Here is a 21,109-nt window from a genome sequence, read left to right as displayed (position 1 = left end):
CATATTGCCACTTTTTTATACCGAAATATACACTTTTTGGCAATTTAACAGAGCCTTTTTTAATATTATTTTATCACAAGTTATTAACAATCAGATTGTTAATTTGTTTTTAAGGAATGACTATTTAATTTTTGGTGCAACGGTATTGCTACCGTTGCAAATCTATTAGTAATATTTTTAAACTAAAACTATTTTATACTTCATAATCAATATATTATAAAAAATAATGCTAGTAAAAGCAATGGGTGTTTTCGTGGTTCTTCAAATAGCTTGTCTCTTTTTACTCACAAAAGATCCTTCGCGTATCTTCGAGCCCATTATGAAAATTGAATATTTATTACAAAAGTTAAAAATAGTTAAAAGACATACACAAATATCAAAAAAAACAAAAAATTCAAACAACATATGCTAGTTTTTTAACCATTAAACTCACAAAAATTATAAAATCCCCTCAATAAACCTTCTTTTTTTGGCCCCATTCTTATAAATTTCATCAGAAAAAACAGTTCTTTTGAGGCTAATCTCCTTCTATTATAAACAATATTGCTATTTCGACAGGGCAAATTGATGTTTGAAAAAAAATAATTACATTTACTGAATGTTCCCTTAAGGATCTCCTCACATTAGACAATTGCATCTCTTTTTAACCCTTAAATTCAAAATTATGACTGTAAAAAAAATTGTATTGTTTCCTGTTCTTTTTTCGTTCTTGGTGATTTCTGCTCAAGACAAAAAAAACAGTGTTGTCCCAAATGAAAACCTCATCACGCAAAACATTGCTGAAATCCCCAAAGATCTCGCCTCTCAGGTAAAAAAATACTCTGAAGCTCGTGGAGCATCTTTGGTCGAAGTTCATCCCACAAAAACCGAAATTATCATCAACACTCGTTTTAGTTCGACCCCACAATTGCACCGTATTACTCAGCCAATGGGCGCACGAACTCAAATCACTTTTTTTGATGAACCTGTCAGTGGCGCCTCCTATGAACCTCTTAAAGGTGATTATTTAGTGTATTCGAAGGATGTCGGAGGAAATGAATTCGGACAATTGTACAAACTCGATCTGAAGACTCTTCAATCTACATTATTGACCGATGGTGGTCGCTCTCAAAACGGTGGAATCACTTGGCGAAAAGACGGTCTAGGATTCTACTATTCTTCCACAAAAAGAAATGGTGGTGACCGTGATTTTTATTATATGAATCCAAACGACCCAAAGACTAGCAAACTCATTCTAGAGGTAAAAGGTGGCGGATGGGGAATATCGGATATTTCGGATGATGGTAAACAACTATTAATTAGTGAATATATTTCGGCCAACGAATCCCATATTTGGCTTTTAGACTCCGATTCTGGAAAGTTATCCGAAGTAACCGATAGAAAGTCAAAAGGGGTTATTCAAGCAGGCGCTTCGTTCTCGGACAAAAAGGATGAAATATGGCTAGTAACCGATGCTGATAATGAATTCGGACGCCTTGCCACTATGAATTTAACCACTAAAAAAGTAAGTTACCATACATCGAAAATTCCATGGGATGTTGAAAATGGCACTTTATCAGAAGATAAAAAATCACTTGTTTTTGTTACCAATGAAGCTGGAGTAAACAAAATGTATTTGATGAACACCGCAGACAAATCTTATGCTGCTGTTAAAAATATTCCTATCGGACTTATTGGTGGTGTTAGTTTCAGCAAGGACAATCAAAGCATCTTCTTCACACAATCGACTGCACAAACCGCATCTGATGTTTATAAGCTAACTATTAAAACAGGAGTAATTGAACGCTGGACTGAAAGCGAATTGGGAGAAATGCAACAATCAGATATGGCGCTTCCGAAATTCATCGAATGGAAAAGTTTTGACAATCTAAAAATATCCGGATTTTATTATCCCGCATCGGCAAAATTCACTGGAAAAAGACCCGTATTAATCAATATTCACGGTGGTCCCGAAGGGCAATCGATGGCTTCGTTCTTGGGCAGTAGCAATTATTACACGAATGAAATGGGTGTTGCACTAATTTATCCCAATGTTCGTGGATCGTCTGGTTTTGGAAAAACATTTATTGCCAAAGACAACGGTTTTTTAAGAGAAGATTCCGTTAAAGATATTGGTGCTTTGCTGGATTGGATTGCGCAACAACCTGAATTAGACAAAGACAGAATTATGATTATGGGTGGCAGTTATGGCGGATATATGACTTTGGCCACAGCCTATCATTATGCAGATAAAATCAAATGTTCTGTTGATATTGTTGGGATTTCCAACTTTAATACTTTCCTGAAAAACACCGAAGAATATCGTAGAGATTTACGACGTGTGGAATATGGCGACGAAAGAATTCCAGAAATGGCAGCTTTTTTCGAAAAAATGGCTCCTTTGAATAATATTGACAAAATCAAAAAACCATTGTTTATTATTCAAGGCACGAACGATCCACGTGTTCCAGTTACCGAAGCTACACAAATGCGTGACAAACTAAAAGCCAATGGCAATGTGGTTTGGTATCTTGAAGCAAAAGATGAAGGTCACGGTTTTAGAAAAAAAGCCAATGTCGATTATCAAAGATTAGCTGTGATTCGATTTATGCAAGAGTATTTGTTGAAATAGTTCTAAAAAAAATTCCCAAGCTCACACTTGGGAATTTTTTTGTTCTACTAAGATTTACCAGATTTTCACTCGCTTTTCAGAAGCAATGTACATTCCGTCACCTTCCCTAATGTCAAAAGCTTTATAGAAGGAATCTACGTTCTGCAAAGGTACATAGGCACGATACATTCCTGGAGAATGAGGATCAGTTTTAACCAAATTCTTAATCGCTTCGTCACGCATTTTGGTTCTCCATACAGTAGCCCAAGAAATAAAGAAACGTTGTTCAGGAGTGTAACCATCAATCAATCCTGGATTACCATTTTCCTTCAAGTACAGTTGCAAACCATCGTATGCGGCATTCACGCCACCCAAATCACCAATGTTTTCTCCTAGAGTAAATTTTCCGTCAACGAAAGTCCCTGGCAAAGGCTGTAAAGCACTGTACTGATCCGCCAATGCGCCTGTCAAAGCTGCAAATTGTTTTTGATCTTCAGGTGTCCACCAATCTTTTAGGTTTCCGTCAGCATCATAACGCGATCCCGAATCATCGAATCCGTGAGAGATTTCGTGGCCAATAACAGCCCCTATTCCACCATAATTTACCGCTTCATCGGCTTGGTAATTATAAAAAGGTGGTTGCAAAATAGCCGCTGGAAATACAATTTCGTTATACGAAGGATTGTAATAGGCATTCACCGTTTGTGGCGACATTCCCCATTCAGTTTTATCTACCGGTTTGTACAATTTGTCAATGTCTTGTTTATTTCTCCAACGCGAAATATTTAATGAGTTTTCGAAGAAAGTACCTCCTTCTTCTGGACTTTTTAAGGTCAATGCAGAAAAATCTTTCCATTTATCAGGATACCCAATTTTTATTTGTGATTTGTTTAATTTTGCTATTGCACTTTTTCTTGTTTCAGCTGACATCCAAGGCAAATTATTAATGCGGTTTTCAAAGGCAAGAATAACATTCTTGATCATTTTCTCGGCTTTCACCTTAGCTTCTGGCGGAAATTTTTTCTCGACATATAATTTCCCAAGTGCTTCACCTGTAGCTCCATTGATTACTTGCAAGGCGTTCTCTTTAAGTGGTCTTTGTTGAATAGCTCCTGTCAATGTTTTGCCATAAAATTCCCAATTGGCAGTTTCAATTGAAGTCGACAATCTAGAGGATGATCTATTGAGCAAAGTCCAACGCATATAGGCTTTCCAATCTTCGACTTTGTTTTCCTTGAAAATAGTTTCTAAAGCAGTCATATATTTTGGCTGGGAAACAATCAATGAATCGGCTTTGGTCAAGCCAATTTGTGTCATATAGTTTTTCCAATCAATTGTTGGAGTCAATTTTTGCAAATCAGCAATCGACATCGGATTGTAAGACTTTCTTCTATCTCGTCTCTCTACTCTGTCAAATCTTGGTTTGGACATTGCAATTTCTAACGCTAAGATTTTATCGGCGTCTGATTTTGCTTGTGCTGGTTTTTCTCCCAATAACTGCAGCATTTTCGCCACGTGCAACACATATTTGTCTCTCTTTTCTTTAGAATCCTTATCCTCAGAAACGTAATAATCTCTATCTGGCAAACCTACGCTTCCAGGTCCAAGATTTACAACATTCCTTTTACTGTTCTTGGCGTCAGGCCCAATACCTAATCCGAAAAAGCCAACCCCTCCGATGGCATCCATTTCTATCATTAAAGCTTGTAAATCTTTGGTGTTCTTTACAGCATTAATTTTGGCCAAATACGGTTTCAAAGGCGATATACCATTCTTGTTTCGACCGACTGTATCCATAATGGTTTTATACAAATTTATGGCTTTGCCTTGGTCGGTATTGGATTTGTATTTTGGATTTTTAGAAGCTTCTTCCAAAATTGCTAAAGCATCCTTATCTGTTTTTTCACGCAATTCATTAAAACTACCCCAAGTAGTTTTATCTGCAGGAATTTCGGTTTTATCAAGCCAAGCGCCGTTTACAAATCTAAAAAAGTCATCGTTAGGGCGTGTCTTTTTATCCATAAAAGAGGTGTTGATCCCCGGTTCTTGTTTTACCTTTGAGTCTTGTGCATTCATTGCGGTACATCCTATGATTACAGGAATCATAATCTGGAAATGCTTTCTAAAATGAAAATTCATATTTTATGTGTTTAAGTTCTTAACACAAATCTATTCATTAAATTCAAACAATTATCTAAACGTTTGTTAAAAAAATAGTTTAGCTTTTTAAAAGATGGCCCATTTCGGTATTTTTGTGCAAATTATTTTCATGAAATCTTTTTTTTATCACTATCGTAAATTCTTTGCTGGTTTATTGGTCTTTTCCATTATTACTATTTCCTTGTTTTATACCGCCTTAAAACCTAAGAAATCCTTACCCATTTTTAATCCATCGGATGTAAATCCTGAATTGGTAGATTCTACGATGCAATACATCAGCAAATACCATACTATTGCCGATTTTTCGTTTACCAATCAAAACGGGAAAACCATTACTCAAAAAGACTACGAAGGCAAGATTTATGTAGCCGATTTTTTCTTCACCACCTGCAAATCCATTTGCCCTAAAATGACAACGAATTTGGTCGAGGTTCAAAAAGCATTTATAGATAATCCAAAAGTGAAGTTATTATCCTTTACTGTGATGCCCGACATAGACAGCGTTTCAGTATTAAAAGAATATGCTAAAATAAACGGAGTGAATGCCTACAAATGGAACTTAGTTACTGGTGATAAAAAAGCGATTTATACTTTGGCAAGAAAATCCTTTTTGGCTGTAAAACAAGGAAAACCCGAAGAGCAATACGATATGGTTCACACCGAAAACTTTGTGCTGGTAGACTCCAAAAAACGTGTGCGTGGTTTTTATGACGGCACCAAAAAAGAAGAAATTCAGCGCTTGATCGCAGACCTGAATTGGCTTTTAGAAGACGAGAAATAAGCAAACCTGATATTTGCAGGGCGTTCGCTTTTAAAAAAGAAAAAAAGGAGCCACAAATTTCACGAATAAACACGAATTTTATCGTGCTTAAATTACACAAATTTAGTAAATATCAGAGAAAAATTAGTGTTATTTTTTTTCATTATTTTTGAATTAGTGCAAATTAGTGCAATTCGTGGCTAAAAAAATTTAAAAGCGAATACCGTATGATATTTGTCATTATATATTCTAATTTTTGCTTTACTTTTGCAATCTAAAATCAATCTAAATAAGAATTTGAAAACTACGATTGCCAGTTTGAAAAAAGGACAAAAGGCCATTATCAAAGATTTTGATGCTGATGTCATCCCATTAAAATTACTAGAAATGGGTTGCTTGCCTGGCAATGCTGTCGAATTAATTCAAATTGCTCCTTTTGGAGATCCTTTGTATTTAGATATAAATGGCTCGCACCTTGCCATCCGTATAGAAACTGCTCGTGAAATTGAAGTGGATATCTTTAAATAATAACACAAAATGAGCAAGCAAAATATCAATGTCGCCTTAATTGGAAATCCGAATACCGGAAAAACTTCCGTTTTCAACCAGCTTACGGGTTTGAACCAACAAGTGGGCAATTATCCCGGAATTACGGTCGAAAAGAAAGTTGGTTTTTGCAAATTACCTAATAATATCAATGCTAACGTCATCGACTTGCCCGGAACTTATAGTTTGAATGCTAGTTCAGCCGACGAAAGTGTGGTCATTGAACTTTTGCTCAACAAAAAAGACAAACTCTTTCCCGATGTGATTGTTGTGGTTTCTGAAGTAGAGAATTTGAAACGAAATTTACTCCTTTTTACCCAAATAAAAGACTTGGAAATCCCAACCATTCTAGTCATCAATATGATTGACCGAATGCAACTCAAAGGAATCTCTCTGGACATTCCCTTGCTTGAAGAACAGTTAAAAACTAAAATAGCACTAGTAAGTTCCCGAAAAAATATTGGGATTGATGCATTAAAAGCATTAATTACAACATACAAAACCATTTCGACTGAACCTTGTCTGAACGCCTCTTCTATTGATGATGCGTATTTCAATTCTCTTAGAAAAACGTTTCCGAATCAATCTTTGTACAAACTTTGGTTAGTAATAACTCAGGATGTGAATTTTGCAGATTTAAACAGAAAAACACTTGAAAACCATTCGTTTACAAAAACTGCGTCTGAGTTAAAAAAACTGCAACAAAAAGAAACCATCAAGCGGTATCAATTTATAAATAACACTTTAAAAATCGGTCATAAAGTAGATTCCTCGGCTGCGACTGATTTCAGGAGCAAACTCGACCGGGTGCTCACGCATAAATTTTGGGGTTATCTGATATTTTTTGTTGTCCTATTCGGGATTTTTCAATCTATCTTCGAATGGTCAAAAATTCCGATGGACTTTATTGACCTAACTTTTGCCAAATTAAGCAGCCTAGCCAGCGAAAATTTACCTCCAGGCGCTTTTACCAATTTGATTGCACAAGGAATTATCCCGGGAATTGGTGGGATTTTGATGTTTATACCCCAAATCACTTTTCTATTCTTGTTCATTTCAATTCTGGAAGAAAGTGGTTATATGAGTCGTGTGGTTTTTTTGATGGATAAAATTATGCGCAGATTTGGCCTTTCGGGCAAAAGTGTTGTGCCGCTAATTTCAGGAACTGCGTGTGCCATCCCGGCAATTATGGCTACTCGAAATATCGAAAACTGGAAAGAACGGTTGATTACCATTTTGGTCACTCCATTTACCACTTGCTCAGCACGACTGCCCGTTTACGCCATCATTATTGGATTAGTAATTCCAGATGAATACTTCTTAGGCGTTTTTAATTTGCAAGGATTAACCTTAATGCTGTTATACTTACTTGGTTTTTTAATGGCCATTCTATCTGCTTACATTCTCAATAAAGTACTAGAGCTCAATTGCAAGACTTTCTTTGTGGTCGAAATGCCCAATTACAAGTTACCGATGATCAAAAATGTTATGATCACCGTTGTTGAAAAAACCAAAGCTTTTGTTTTTGGTGCAGGAAAAATAATTCTAGCCATTTCAGTAATATTATGGTTTTTAGCATCGAATGGGCCAACAAAAAAGTTTAGGGAGGCCGATAAAATTATCCATTCCGAGAAAGAGAATGCAAGCCTTTCAGAAATTGAACTAGAAAACAAAGTAGCTGCCTATAAATTAGAGAATTCCTATATTGGGATGATGGGAAAAACTATTGAGCCTGCAATTTCACCTTTAGGATACGATTGGAAAATTGGTATTGCTATCATCAGTTCGTTTGCAGCAAGAGAGGTTTTTGTAGGAACCTTGGCTACGATTTACAGCGTTGGCGGCAGCGATAATGAAAATACAATCCGTAACAAAATGGCAACGGAAACCAATGCTGAAACGGGTCAAAAAATATTTAATTTTGCTTCTGGAATTTCGTTATTGCTTTTTTATGCTTTCGCGTTGCAATGTATTAGTACTTTGGCTGTAACAAAAAAAGAAACCAACAGTTGGAAATGGCCACTAGGACAATTGGTTTTTATGAGTAGTTTTGCTTATGTGGTCGCTTTAATTGCTTATCAATTTTTAAAATAAGAATCTATGATTCAAGACTTTTTAACATACTTAACTTTAGGAATCGCCGTAGCATTTTTGGTTAAAAAATTCTTTTACAAAAAGAAAAAAACTAATAAAAACTGCGGTGACGACTGCAATTGTCACTAATCCCTTTTCACAAAAAGATTGCTTGCTATTTTATTCGAAATCGTAAGTTCCGTTCCATTTACCCTAATCTTTATAGATAAATCAAAACGTTCTTTTGAAATAATTTCAAATTTAGAACCTAGGGAAATGGCTTGTTTGTCTAAATATTTCAAAAATTCAGCCGAAGAATCTTTGACACCTACGCAAATTCCTATCTGATTTTCTGCTAATTCCGAAAGTAGTTGTTTGTCCGTATTGGCAATTTTTCCCTGCGCATCAGGAATCGGGTCTCCGTGAGGATCTTCGGTTGGATTGCCCAGAAAATCATCCAATTTATTAATCAGCTTTTCCGATTTGATATGCTCTAGTTGTTCGGCAATATCATGTACCTCATCCCACGAAAAATTTAACTTTTCAACCAAAAAAACTTCCCACAAACGGTGTTTTCGAACGATCATCTTTGCAGAAAGTCGCCCTTTGTCGGTCAAAGAAACACCTTGGTATTTTTTGTAATTCACCAAGCCTTTTTCACCCAATTTCTTCATCATATCGGTCACAGACGAAGCTTTGGTCTCCATCATTTCGGCAATAGCATTTGTACTCACTTCATAGTCAGTAACACTGGTGAGATGATAAATCGCTTTTAAATAATTCTCTTCTGAAAAAGTCATTTTTAGGCAAAAGGTTAGAAGTACGAGGTTAGAAGTACAAAATGTTGAACAATTGTCATTGCGTTACTTTACTAAGTGATTCCGTGCTTTCGCTTCTTAATTTATATCATACAATAAAAAGAATATCAAAAAAATCTCCTAGTAAACTTAGTGTCTTCTTGGTGTGCTTCGTGGTTAAATTAAATTTTTACTATAAACAGCGGAATCGAAATCTTGTGACGCAATTTGTCGACCGTGGTTCCAAAAAGCAAATCTTTGAAACCAGTGTGGCCGTGCGTTCCCATTACCAAAATATCGAAATTTCCTTTATTGATAATAGCTGGAATCACATTATTGGGTTTGCCAAAACCTAATTTGGTTTTTACCTTAAATCCTTTTTGCGATAGCATTTCCTTGTATTCTGCTAATAATTTTTCGTCAATTAAGGTTTCGTGGTCTTCGATGTTTTTACCGTAAACCATTGCTCCTACAGTTTCTACCACGTGAATCAAGGTGTATTTGGCGCCCATTCCGCCCAATTCGAATGCATGGTTGATTGCGATTTCATCAGCCTCTGAGAAATCTACCGTAACAGCAATTCGTTTTGTGTTGTAAGTTCCTACTTTTGAAAACTGAAGATTTAAATTATGAGGAGAATGATTTTGAAACTCCTGCTTAGCCTTGGTCACAAAAGGTTTAAAAACAATATAAAGCAGCAAAATCAAAAATCCGATGGCCAATGGAACTACGGTAAACCATAAAACAATTGGATTTTCAGAAGTTTCGAGCCAGCCCACAATTTCATTATAGACTAATTTTACATTGAGTGAAACGATAATCAAGGCCACAATCCAAGAACCAATTTGAGTCAATTTACTGATGTGAAAACCTTTCATTTTAGACTTGTCACTCACAAAATGTATCAGCGGAATAATTGCAAATCCTAGCTGTAAACTCAAAATAACCTGACTTAAAATCAAAAGTTTTCCTGTTACACTTTCGCCGAAAATAGAAATAACAATCACGGCAGGAACAATTGCAATCAATCGGGTTACTATTCTTCGAACCCAAGGTTGGATTCTTAAATTAAGATAGCCTTCCATCACGATTTGTCCGGCCAAAGTCCCCGTAATGGTAGAGCTTTGTCCGGCAGCAATCAAGGCGACAGCAAACAATATAGGCGCCCATTGGGTACCTAAAATTGGTGCCAAAAACTGATGTGCATCCTGAATTTCGGCAACTTCAAACATTCCGTTTTTATAGAAAGTGGCTGCCGCCAATATCAAAATTGCTGCATTTACAAAAAAAGCTAAGTTTAAAGCAATCGTACTATCAATCAAATTGTATTTTAAAGCTTGTTTGATTCCAGCAGCGCTTCGGTCGAATTTTCGGGTTTGTACCAAAGATGAATGTAGATATAAATTGTGTGGCATCACAGTGGCTCCAATAATTCCAATCGCAATATAAAGCGCTGCGGAATTGGGCATCGACGGAATTAAACCTTGCATAACTTTCCCCATTTCGGGTTGGGCAAATAGCATTTCGAAAATAAATGAAATTCCAATAATGGCAACCAATACAATAATAAAAGCTTCCATTTTTCGGATGCCTTTGTTAATGAGGAAAAGCAATAAAAAAGTATCTAAAACGGTAATCCAAACAGCATCAATTAGCGGAATATCGAACAACAAATTGATACCAATAGCCATTCCCAAAACCTCAGCAAGGTCGCAGGCTGCAATAGCAATTTCGGCCAAAAAATAAAGAATATAATTGATAAAAGGGGAATAGGTTTCGCGCGATGCTTGCGCTAAATCGCGCTGGGTTACAATCCCTAATCGAGCACTTAGACTTTGCAAAAGCAAAGCCATCATATTACTCATCAGTAAAACCCACAACAAAGCATACCCAAACTGGCTTCCGCCTGCAATATCAGTCGCCCAGTTTCCGGGATCCATATAGCCCACAGAAATTAAATAAGCAGGGCCAAAAAAGGCAAGAATTTTTCTAAAAGTCGAAGTCTTATTCTGTGTCGCTACCGATTGGTTTACTTCTTCTAAAGATTTACTCATAACTTAAAGCTATTTAAAAACAAATATATACAAAATATTTCGTGTGAGTAATAAATTTTTTAGAGAAGCCTAAAAATTACAAATTACTGGCATTTGGGACACAAACCAGAAAGTGTAAAATTTATTTCTTTCACCAAATAACTATCAGGTATAGCAAAAACAGGCTGAATTGAATCCAAACAAGTAACAGAATGGCAATTTTCACAACTGAAATGAATGTGATTGTGAATGTGCTTCTTTTCATCGTGATTATGATGGCAACTGGCATATTTAACAGTTCCGTCTGGGGTAGCGATCTTGTGAATCACATCTTCACTAACTAGGCGGTCTAACACTCTATAAATCGTTACTCTGTCGCACAAACCATCGGTCACTTTTTGAATTTCTATATGCGACAATGCTACCTCAGATTGGGTTATAAGTTCTAAGATCGCGGTTTTGGCTGCTGTATTTCGAGTTGTTTTCATAAAAAACCAAATTATAACGCAACATAGTTGCGTTTATTAAATTACAATGTATATTTGCAACACAATTGCATTAAACAAATGTACATTAAAATGAAGAAAAAATCAATAGCAATTTTAGACATCCTAGGTATTTCGGCAGCTAGCTTATGTTTAGCTCATTGCCTCCTATTTCCCATACTAACTGTTATCCCATTAGGTCTCGCAGAAAACCATTGGATTGACGTCTTTTTTGTTTGTATCGGAATGTTTGTCGTATCGAAAATACTTCATTCTGAAGCGTCAAAAAAAGTAAAAATTATTTTGTCGGTTTCCCTCGCAATAGTGCTAGGTGGAGTTGTTTTAGAAGTAGTTTGGCAAATCGATACTGCAATGGTGCTCATTGGCGGTATAGGAATGATAATCGGACATATTTTAAACTACAAAGTTCATTCGAAGTTATAATTGAAATGAAAACCACCATTTGCAGAGAAGCTCATTTCAATGCCTGCCACAGAGCACACAATCCCAATTGGTCTGAACAGAAAAACAAGGAGGTTTTTGGAATTTACAATAATGCCAATTATCACGACCATAACTTTAGGCAAATTGTAAAAATCACTGGCGCGATTGATCCCGAGACAGGTTATGTGATGGATATGAAAGTTTTGGGAACGATCATAAGAGATGAAATCGAATCTCGTTTTGACCATAAAAACCTCAACCATGATTGCCCTGAATTCGAAGATTAAATCCCTTGTAATGAAGATTTTGCTTGGATAATATATGGGAGTTTAAAACCATTGCTAGCGCAAGAAAATATATTAGCAATAGTACTTTATTAAACTAATAATAATTATGTGGAAGCTGGGGAGTGACGGATTCGAATTTTTTCGTTAATGTTTTAATAACGCAACAATATTGCATTATTAAAAAAAAATAATTATATTTGCAACTTTATTGCATTAATTTGATTGTTAAATAAATTTCAACTATTTGTAGAATGACTACCAAAACTGTAAAAAAATCAATTGTATTATTATCAATTGTATTATCTAGCTGCACAAATGATAACACAGAAATTACTCCTGTTAACGAAGTAGAATACATCACTACCGTTACTGCAGTTTTTAAATCGCAAAATGGTGGTTCTGACGTTGTTTTAGAATTTAAAGACTTAGATGGCGAAGGAGCCAACAGCCCAATAATTACCACTTCCCCTTTCCAGCAAAAGAAAACATACCTTGGGTCTGTCACATTCAAAAACGAACTACTATCCCCTGCGCAAGATATCACCCCAGAAATCCTAGATGAAGCACTAGAACACCAACTTTTTTATCAAGTAACTGGCAATTTAAATCCTTTAGCTTATGCTACAAATAAAACCAATTATGATCAAAATGGGAAACCAATAGGTTTACAATCTGTATTTAAAACCGATGGAGCGGCTAGTGGTATTTTGAGACTAACATTGCGACATGGGCCAAATAAAAACGCCCCTGAAGTAGCTTCAGGAAATATAAAAAACGCTGGAGGAGCAACAGATGTTCAAGTTGATTTCCCTATAACTGTTCAATAAACATTATTCAACAATCATAAACCATAACCTTTTAAACCATGAAAAACAAGTTTACCCGATTATTTCTAGTATTAACCACTGCAACTGCTGTATTATCTTGTAGTAATGATGAAGACACCGACAAGGTTGATGAAACATTAAACGAGTATAAATACATTAGGTTATTAGTTTCTGATGAAAACACCACAGCGTTAACACTATTCAATCCTTTTTCAAACTCAACTAGCAGTTTTGAAGCAAAACATCCAAAATCTGCACTTTATACCTCAGAGTCTGGTCGACTAGGCGCAATTATCCATCGTGAATTTGATTATACCGAAACTTTTGATACTGGATTAGAATTCCACGGTGACCATGTCGATGTAAAAGGGACGCCAAAATTTGGAGCAATGACTTCGACCTCAGCTAAACCAACACATTTCAAAAGTAAAATTGGCGAAATCATGACTTTTAATGACGGAGATGGAACATTATCCGTTGGGAAAGAATCGGATGTACACACTCCAGGTGCAAAAATGACAATAATAAATGCAGGGTTAAAAGCACATCATGGGGCAATGGCTACTTTTAGCAATGGTAACTATGCAATAACAGAAAAAGACAATTCAATACCAGGAGTATTGCCTGAACGAGTAAAAATTATAGACAGAACTGGAAAAGAGCTCTATGCGTCTACAATTGCAACTAAAGGCATACATGGTAATGCGACTGACGGAACCTATGCTGTATTTGGTTCAGCAAGTGGAATTTTGGTGGTTCAAAGCAACGGCACACAAGAATTGATCCCTCACCCAGCCAACTTTGGCACAGTTTGGTTTGGAACAATTCTTGAAACCAGTACCAAAGGGAACTTTATTGGCTTTGCTGCGACTAAAGGAGTTTACTTGATTAATGTTGTTAAAAAAACGGTTAGTCCTATTATAGAAAACACTGATATAATGCAGTGTAAAACAAGTTTCGACGGAAATCAACTTGGAATTCTTTTGCATTCAGGAAATTTCATTTCGTATAATTTAAATACTTTAGCTATTAGCAAAGAATCCACTAATTTAATACCCGCAACGGCCAAGGATTCAAAACAAAAACCACAAATGGTGTTTACCAACCGTTTTGTATACATTACTCAACCGTCTAGTGGCGAAATCGCCCAATTCTTAATTAAGAATACCTCTAATAATAAAAAAGTAAAGGTGTCAAATACACCTTATCGATTGACACTACTAGGCTTTGAAAACAGTGTTGATCACTAATAATTAATTAATAGACGGGCGCATAAACCCTACTCTAAATTACCCATTTTATAAGTAACAATCTATGAAAAAACTGCCCGTCACCGTACTATCAGGATTTCTTGGCGCAGGAAAAACTACTTTACTCAATCATATTTTACATAACAAAGAAGGCCTAAAAGTCGCCGTTATTGTAAATGATATGAGCGAAGTTAATATTGATGCTAATTTAGTTAAAGCTGAAAATACCTTGTCGCGCACCGAAGAAAAATTGGTTGAAATGAGTAATGGTTGCATTTGCTGCACTTTACGTGAAGATTTAATGATTGAAGTTGAAAAACTTGCCAAAGAAAACCGTTTCGATTATTTGTTAATAGAAAGCACTGGCATCAGCGAACCCATTCCGGTGGCGCAAACTTTTACTTTTGTAAACGAAGATGAGAATATTGACTTATCACGTTTTAGTTATATTGACACAATGGTGACCGTGGTGGATGCCTTCAACTTTTTTAAAGATTTTGGTTCAGCTCAAACGCTTGAAGATATTAAGGCTACCAACATCGAAAACGACAATAGAACCATTGTAAATCTGTTGGTCGATCAAGTAGAATTTGCCAATGTTATTATCCTCAATAAAACCGATTTAGTAACCGAAAGCAAACTGGAAATTCTAAAAGCATCGCTCCAAAAACTCAATCCTTTGGCCAAAATTGTCTGCTCAGAAATGGGTAAAGTCAATCCAAATGAAATTATCAATACTGGTTTATTCGATTACGAAGTAGCCGAAACTGCGGCAGGTTGGATGCAAGAACTAGAAGGAATTCACACACCCGAAACTGAAGAATATGGCATTAGCTCCTTTGTGTTTAGAGATCCAAGACCTTTTCATCCGTATCGCTTTTGGGATTATATTTCCCAAGATTTTCCGGCAACGATTATTCGAAGTAAAGGACTGTTTTGGATTGCATCCCGACCAGAACAAGCCATCAATTGGAGTCAGGCTGGTGGGTCGATGAAGGCCGAAGGCGCAGGAGTTTGGTGGGCAAGTATGCCGTTTAGCGAACGAATTACTTTTGGCAATTTTGTCGAAAATCAAGATATTATCGAAGAACGTTGGACATTAGAATACGGCGATAGACTAAATGAATTAGTTTTTATTGGCATTTCTTTGAACGAAAAAGAAGTGCGTGAACAACTAGAAAAATGTCTTTGTACTACAGACGAAATCATGGATTTACAAGATGGATTTTTCTCTAACAAAGACCCATTTCCTGTTCCGAGAGCTTTCAATCCTGATGGCGAGGCCTTTATTTTAAATGATTAATGAGCTCATAAAATAGTATTTTTATTTCATAAAAAATCGGTTCCTTATGATAATGTGTCGATTTTTTTTAAATATTTGTTCACATTTTTGTTAATCAAATATTATTTTTAGTTTTGTCTAAAAATTTAATTTTTCAAAATGAAAAAATTACTACTGCTTCTTTTTTTCAGTACCCTATTTGCTTTTTCACAAAAGACCAAGGATACCATTTTTGATAAAAACAAAAAAGAAATTGATCTCGATGAAGTAGTCGTATCTGGAACATTAAAAGGGGTAAAAAGACTGGAAACCTCTGTTCCGGTTGAGATTATAACTGCAACTTTCCTGAAACAAAACCCAACTGCCAGTATTCTAGATGCTTTACAAAATGTAAATGGTTTGCGTCCCCAAAATAATTGCAATGTATGTGGTACCGCAGATATTAGAATCAATGGTCTTGACGGGCCCTACACGATGGTTACTATAGATGGTATGCCTATTGTGAGTGCCCTAGGTACAGTTTATGGTTTGTCAGGAATTCCCAACTCTCTAATCGATCGAATTGAAGTAGTTAAAGGAGTAGCCTCCTCCTTGTACGGAAGTGAGGCCGTAGGCGGATTAATTAATATCATTACCAAATCAACGAAAACGGCTCCGCGATTTACTGCTGATCTATTTTCGACTTCTTGGCTAGAACACAACATCGATTTGGGCTACAAAGCTTCAATTACCAAAAAGGTGGATGCTCTTTTTGGCATAAACTACTTCTACTACAACAATCCAATCGATAACAACAAGGATAATTTTGCTGATATTGCGCAACAAAATCGCGTTTCCCTTTTCAGTAAATGGAACATCAAGCGCAAATCCGAAAAAGAGTTTAGTATCATAGCTCGCTATTTGTATGAGGACCGCTGGGGTGGCGAATTACAATGGAACAAAAACTTTCGAGGAGGCGATGTGGTTTATGGAGAAAGTATTTACACTTCGCGATATGAGTTTTTATCAAAATACCAATTGCCCGTACAGGAAAAAATGTACTTGCAATTTTCTTTCATTGGTCACGACCAAAATTCAGTGTATGGCAATTCGTTGTATCTGGCCAATCAAAAAATTGGATTTGGACAATTGCTATGGGATAAAAACATCCAAAATCATTCCCTCTTGTTCGGTAGTGCTTTCCGTTATCAATTTTACGACGACAATACACCAGCGACTGCAACATCAGACCATTCTAAAATATACAGTGTATTTGCGCAAGACGATATCCAATTTTCAGAGAAAACAGGATTGCTTCTTGGCGGTCGGTACGATTACAATACCAATCACGGCTCGATTCTAACGCCAAGAATTGCCCTAAAATGGAAACCTACAACAAATGACATTTTGCGATTGAATTTTGGCACTGGTTTTAGGGTGGTCAATCTATTTACTGAAGATCATCAAGCCTTATCAGGAGCGAGAGAAGTAGAAATCGTCGATGAATTAAAGCCAGAAACCTCCTATAATCTCAATTTGAATTATTTAAAAAAATATGATGTAGAGAATCTTGGCGTTGTAAATCTCGAATTGTCTTCTTGGTACACCTACTTTACCAATAGAATTTTTGCCAATTATGACCTTGACCCTAACAAAATAATCTATGATAATCTCAATGGTTATTCCAAAATTTTTGGACTAAGTGCCAATGCCGATTGGATCTCTCCGTTTGGACTAAAAGCTACTCTTGGCGCAAGCTATTTTGACCCGCTTACAGTACAAGATGAAATTCGCTTTATACCTTTATTTACCGAAAAATATTCTTTGAATTGGGCTGTAAATTATGAAATTCCTAATTGGTTTCTAACTATTGACTACACCGGAAATCTCACAGGGTCGATGCGTTTACCATTATTAAGTGAATTAGATCCTAGACGTGAATTTTCTCTACCGTTTACGATTCAGAATATACAATTTACATATAAGAAATTAAAAAATATCGAGATATATGCTGGTGTAAAAAACATCTTTAATTGGACCCCTAATCGTGGAAATCCCTTTTTGATAGCACGTGCTAATGATCCTTTTGATAAAAACGTACAATTTAATGCCAACGGAAGCGCCATTCCTACTGCCGACAACCCTTACGGACTTACTTTCGACCCCACTTATGCTTATGCGCCAAACCAGGGAATTCGTTTTTTCTTAGGCTTGCGTGATACTTTGAGATAATTTGAATTAAAAGATAGTTCACCAACGAATTAGAAAAGCATCTTTTCGACCTACAAAATTGCAAAAGTTTCTAGGAATTCAAGAGAGAGAAACTTATCAAACTATAACAAAACTTTATAATTCTATCTTACATCTTGATTTGAAACTTTGTAACTTTGCAACTTTCAAACATTAATCTTAAAATATAAAAAATATGTATCCAGAAGAAATGGTATTACCAATGCAAGCTGAATTAACTTCCGTTGGTTTTCAAGATTTACACAGTGCTGCAGCAGTAGACGACGCAATAAAAGCAGAAGGAACAACTTTAGTAGTAGTTAATTCGGTTTGTGGATGTGCTGCAAGAAATGCACGTCCAGGATCAGCAATGAGCTTAGATAATTCTAAAAAACCAGACCATTTGGTTACTGTGTTTGCAGGTGTCGATAAAGAAGCAGTAGATGCTGCTAGAAAACATATGTTCCCTTTTCCTCCATCTTCACCAAGCATTGCCTTGTTCAAAGACGGCGAATTAGTTCATATGCTAGAACGTCACCATATCGAAGGCCGCGCTGCCGAATTGATTGCTGACAACTTGAAAGACGCTTTCAACGAGTTTTGCTAAAAAACACATACTAGGTTAAATTTCATTTTACCGCAAATTCGTAAATTGTTTCAAATTTTTTGAAATCTATAATTTGTGAATTTGCGGTATTTTTTTTAATTTTACAAGGTTAAACAACTGGAATTAATCGATTATGAAGTGGTTTTTTAAAATAGTAGTGCTTGCTATTGTATTGCAAAGCTTTCAATGCACAGATTCAAATGAATCCGATGACCTCATCACCGTGGCACAATTAGAAACTAAAAAACAGGAGATTCAAAACTACATTAACGGTTTTAGCTGTTCAGAAAGTGTGGGTTGTGGATTTATTGCTTTTGGGTCAAAACCTTGCGGAGGTCCTAAATCCTATTTACTTTTTTCAAATAAAATAGACCAAAGCAAGCTTCAAAAAATGGTCAAAGAGTACAACGAAATGGATGAATTGTATAATATACAAACCAACGCCATATCCGATTGCATGTATGTTTCTCCACCAACAGAAGTCAAATGCGTCAATGGCGTTTGTACCATTACCAAGTAAAAAATATAATTTGTATTTACTCTAAAACCACGTTTACTCGTGGTTTTTTTCTTTAACCCCTTTTGAACTTTGCTAAAAACTTTATACGCTTTGTGTTTAGACATAAACACTTTTCCTTACTTTTGAAAACTATGAGAGGAATAAAAATTATTTTTTGGGTGTTTTGGCGGGTTTGGTTTTATGTTTTAATGGCCATTCCTATTTTGATTATGTTCCCCTTTTTGGTGTTGTCAATTTTAACCGAGAGTGGCTATCCATATTTCTTCAAAATGGCGAGAATCTGGGCTAGAGTTATTCTTTTCGGAATGGGATTCTATTACAAAGTTGAGCGAGAACAAGAATTTGACGATAAGCAAAGCTATATGCTCATTGCCAACCATACATCGATGACTGATATAATGTTGATGCTTGCCACCGTTAGAAAGCCATTTGTTTTTGTAGGGAAGAAAGAATTGGTAAAAATTCCACTTTTCGGATTTTTCTACAAACGGACTTGTATTTTGGTGGACAGATCCAATTCAAAAAGCAAACACGGCGTTTTTGAGCGGGCTCAAAAAAGAATCAATCAAGGGCTCAGCATTTGTATTTTTCCAGAAGGTGGCGTAACCGATGATAAAAATGTCATTTTAGATCCTTTTAAAGACGGCGCGTTTCGCTTGGCCATTGATCATCAATTACCTATTGTCCCAATGACTTTCGGAGACAACAAGGAACGTTTTTCTTTTAACTTTTTCAGCGGAAGCCCCGGTTTGATGAGGGTAAAAATTCATTCTTTCATCGAAACTGAAGGGAAAACAATGAACGACAAGAACGATTTAAAAGAACAATCTTGGCAAATAATCCACAAACAATTGCTGGATTTTCAGAAGGAAAAACAATAATAAAAATATTACTGCGGACTATTATCCAAATAATGCACGCAGATGACACAGATTAGACAGATGGCCTCTGATTTAAAATAATAATCCGTGTTTATCGATTCAAATCCGTTTTATCTGTGTGCCATTTTCAAAATAGACACCATTAACGGATAGACATTTAAAAAAAAGAGACTCACATTGGAGACTCTAATTTACTTTTAAGCATTATTTTCTTTTATCAAAGCTTTGATTTTAGCTTCTAATTCGTCGGCTAATTCTGGATTGTCTTTGATTAAGGCTTTTACCGCATCGCGACCTTGTCCTAATTTAGTATCACCATAACTGAACCAAGAACCCGCTTTTTTAATGATTTCAAATTCAACGGCTAAGTCTAAGATTTCACCTGTTTTCGAAATTCCTTCGCCGTACATAATATCAAATTCGGCAGTTTTGAAAGGTGGAGCGACTTTGTTTTTCACCACTTTCACTTTGGTTCTGTTACCCAATACGTTTTCACCATCTTTGATTTGTGTCGAACGACGAATATCCAAACGAACCGAAGCGTAAAACTTCAATGCATTTCCACCTGTTGTTGTTTCAGGATTCCCGAACATAACCCCAATTTTCTCTCTCAACTGGTTGATGAAGAAAACCGTACAGTGTGTTTTGCTGATAGTTCCTGTTAGTTTTCTCAAGGCTTGCGACATCAAACGAGCGTGAAGACCCATTTTAGAATCTCCCATTTCGCCTTCGATTTCACTTTTTGGAGTCAAAGCAGCAACAGAGTCAATTACTACAATATCAATGGCGCCAGAACGAATTAAGTTCTCGGCAATTTCCAAAGCTTGTTCCCCGTTATCAGGTTGAGATATGATTAAGTTTTCGATATCAACACCTAATTTTTCAGCATAATTTCTGTCGAAAGCGTGTTCTGCATCTATGAAAGCAGCGATTCCGCCTGCTTTTTGAGCTTCGGCGATAGCGTGCAAAGTCAAAGTTGTTTTTCCCGAAGACTCTGGACCGTATATTTCGATCACTCTTCCTCTTGGATAACCGCCAACTCCCAGGGCCAAATCGATTCCCAAAGATCCAGAAGAAATAGTTTCGACTTCTTCGATGGCTTTGTCGCCCATTTTCATCACGGTTCCTTTTCCGTAGGTTTTATCTAATTTGTCAAGTGTAAGCTGTAGTGCTTTTAATTTGGCTTCTTTCTCTGAACTCATCTTTTCTTTCATCTATGTTTATACTATTTGTCTTTTAGGTATAGGCGCTTAGAGCACCCTTGTTATCTATTGATTTTATTGATATTTATTCAAATTTCACCATCTTTTTCATTAACACATCGAAGATTGTCCCCATATTTGACCTTCTATTGTATCT

At 36.1% G+C, this 21,109-nt stretch carries 18 protein-coding genes; 13 read left to right on the top strand and 5 right to left on the bottom strand.

The annotated features are described in order from the left end of the window. Nucleotides 1-664 precede the first annotated feature (664 nt). Nucleotides 665-2,611 carry an alpha/beta fold hydrolase gene (locus tag ACIQ1E_RS09870; RefSeq protein WP_396171024.1) on the top strand — a complete coding sequence of 649 codons (1,947 nt, stop codon included), beginning with the start codon at nucleotides 665-667 and terminating at the stop codon, nucleotides 2,609-2,611. A 54-nt stretch (nucleotides 2,612-2,665) separates the two neighbouring features. Here the strand turns inward: ACIQ1E_RS09870 and ACIQ1E_RS09865 are convergent, their stop codons facing one another. Then, entirely contained in the window at nucleotides 2,666-4,729 is a 2,064-nt protein-coding gene (locus ACIQ1E_RS09865; protein WP_396171022.1) for a M13 family metallopeptidase, read from the bottom strand. A gap of 130 nt (nucleotides 4,730-4,859) precedes the next feature. On the opposite strand from ACIQ1E_RS09865, the gene ACIQ1E_RS09860 reads away from it, so the two are divergent. The 3 genes from ACIQ1E_RS09860 (at nucleotide 4,860) to feoB (ending at nucleotide 8,150) form a co-directional block, all read left to right on the top strand. Continuing rightward, a complete protein-coding gene (locus tag ACIQ1E_RS09860) occupies nucleotides 4,860-5,531 on the top strand; it encodes an SCO family protein (protein WP_396171020.1) in 672 nt (223 codons plus the stop codon). 276 nt (nucleotides 5,532-5,807) lie between these two features. Continuing rightward, nucleotides 5,808-6,038 carry a ferrous iron transport protein A gene (locus ACIQ1E_RS09855; protein WP_396171018.1) on the top strand — a complete coding sequence of 77 codons (231 nt, stop codon included), beginning with the start codon at nucleotides 5,808-5,810 and terminating at the stop codon, nucleotides 6,036-6,038. A gap of 9 nt (nucleotides 6,039-6,047) precedes the next feature. Further along, on the top strand, nucleotides 6,048-8,150 hold the full coding sequence (gene feoB, locus ACIQ1E_RS09850) for a ferrous iron transport protein B (RefSeq protein ID WP_396171016.1): 2,103 nt from the start codon (nucleotides 6,048-6,050) through the stop codon (nucleotides 8,148-8,150). Nucleotides 8,151-8,275: 125 nt separating this feature from the next. On the opposite strand, the gene ACIQ1E_RS09845 is transcribed toward feoB, so the two are convergent. From ACIQ1E_RS09845 to ACIQ1E_RS09835, 3 genes are all read right to left on the bottom strand, one after another. Next, nucleotides 8,276-8,929 (bottom strand): metal-dependent transcriptional regulator, encoded by a 654-nt coding sequence (locus ACIQ1E_RS09845; protein ID WP_396171014.1) that lies wholly within the window; start codon nucleotides 8,927-8,929, stop codon nucleotides 8,276-8,278. Nucleotides 8,930-9,108: 179 nt separating this feature from the next. After that, nucleotides 9,109-10,980, bottom strand: a complete 1,872-nt coding sequence (locus ACIQ1E_RS09840; RefSeq protein WP_396171012.1) for an Nramp family divalent metal transporter — start codon at nucleotides 10,978-10,980, stop codon at nucleotides 9,109-9,111. A gap of 83 nt (nucleotides 10,981-11,063) precedes the next feature. Beyond that, nucleotides 11,064-11,447, bottom strand: coding sequence for a Fur family transcriptional regulator (locus ACIQ1E_RS09835; protein WP_396171010.1), 384 nt, complete (start codon nucleotides 11,445-11,447; stop codon nucleotides 11,064-11,066). Nucleotides 11,448-11,537: 90 nt separating this feature from the next. On the opposite strand from ACIQ1E_RS09835, the gene ACIQ1E_RS09830 reads away from it, so the two are divergent. The 9 genes from ACIQ1E_RS09830 (at nucleotide 11,538) to ACIQ1E_RS09790 (ending at nucleotide 19,750) form a co-directional block, all read left to right on the top strand. Then, nucleotides 11,538-11,888, top strand: coding sequence for a MerC family mercury resistance protein (locus tag ACIQ1E_RS09830; protein ID WP_396171009.1), 351 nt, complete (start codon nucleotides 11,538-11,540; stop codon nucleotides 11,886-11,888). Between the two features lie 5 nt (nucleotides 11,889-11,893). After that, entirely contained in the window at nucleotides 11,894-12,175 is a 282-nt protein-coding gene (locus ACIQ1E_RS09825; protein ID WP_396171007.1) for a 6-carboxytetrahydropterin synthase, read from the top strand. Nucleotides 12,176-12,426: 251 nt separating this feature from the next. After that, entirely contained in the window at nucleotides 12,427-13,002 is a 576-nt protein-coding gene (locus tag ACIQ1E_RS09820; RefSeq protein ID WP_396171005.1) for a type 1 periplasmic binding fold superfamily protein, read from the top strand. 38 nt (nucleotides 13,003-13,040) lie between these two features. Further along, a complete protein-coding gene (locus ACIQ1E_RS09815) occupies nucleotides 13,041-14,252 on the top strand; it encodes a hypothetical protein (protein WP_396171003.1) in 1,212 nt (403 codons plus the stop codon). Nucleotides 14,253-14,316: 64 nt separating this feature from the next. Beyond that, nucleotides 14,317-15,555 (top strand): GTP-binding protein, encoded by a 1,239-nt coding sequence (locus tag ACIQ1E_RS09810; RefSeq protein WP_396171001.1) that lies wholly within the window; start codon nucleotides 14,317-14,319, stop codon nucleotides 15,553-15,555. 138 nt (nucleotides 15,556-15,693) lie between these two features. Then, complete coding sequence (locus tag ACIQ1E_RS09805) at nucleotides 15,694-17,745, top strand: TonB-dependent receptor plug domain-containing protein (RefSeq protein ID WP_396170999.1); 2,052 nt, start codon at nucleotides 15,694-15,696, stop codon at nucleotides 17,743-17,745. A 193-nt stretch (nucleotides 17,746-17,938) separates the two neighbouring features. Next, nucleotides 17,939-18,349: a BrxA/BrxB family bacilliredoxin gene (locus ACIQ1E_RS09800; RefSeq protein ID WP_396170997.1), complete on the top strand. Its 411-nt coding sequence runs from the start codon at nucleotides 17,939-17,941 to the stop codon at nucleotides 18,347-18,349. A 133-nt stretch (nucleotides 18,350-18,482) separates the two neighbouring features. Beyond that, nucleotides 18,483-18,869, top strand: coding sequence for a hypothetical protein (locus tag ACIQ1E_RS09795; RefSeq protein WP_396170995.1), 387 nt, complete (start codon nucleotides 18,483-18,485; stop codon nucleotides 18,867-18,869). 131 nt (nucleotides 18,870-19,000) lie between these two features. Beyond that, on the top strand, nucleotides 19,001-19,750 hold the full coding sequence (locus tag ACIQ1E_RS09790) for a lysophospholipid acyltransferase family protein (protein ID WP_396170993.1): 750 nt from the start codon (nucleotides 19,001-19,003) through the stop codon (nucleotides 19,748-19,750). A 197-nt stretch (nucleotides 19,751-19,947) separates the two neighbouring features. Here ACIQ1E_RS09790 and recA read toward each other — a convergent pair whose 3' ends face one another. Then, nucleotides 19,948-20,952 (bottom strand): recombinase RecA, encoded by a 1,005-nt coding sequence (recA, locus tag ACIQ1E_RS09785; protein WP_396171026.1) that lies wholly within the window; start codon nucleotides 20,950-20,952, stop codon nucleotides 19,948-19,950. Nucleotides 20,953-21,109: the final 157 nt, after the last annotated feature.

This window comes from Flavobacterium sp. (assembly GCF_044348915.1).
Classification (GTDB): Bacteria; Bacteroidota; Bacteroidia; order Flavobacteriales; family Flavobacteriaceae; genus Flavobacterium.
This window is presented reverse-complemented; position numbering and strand designations above follow the sequence as displayed.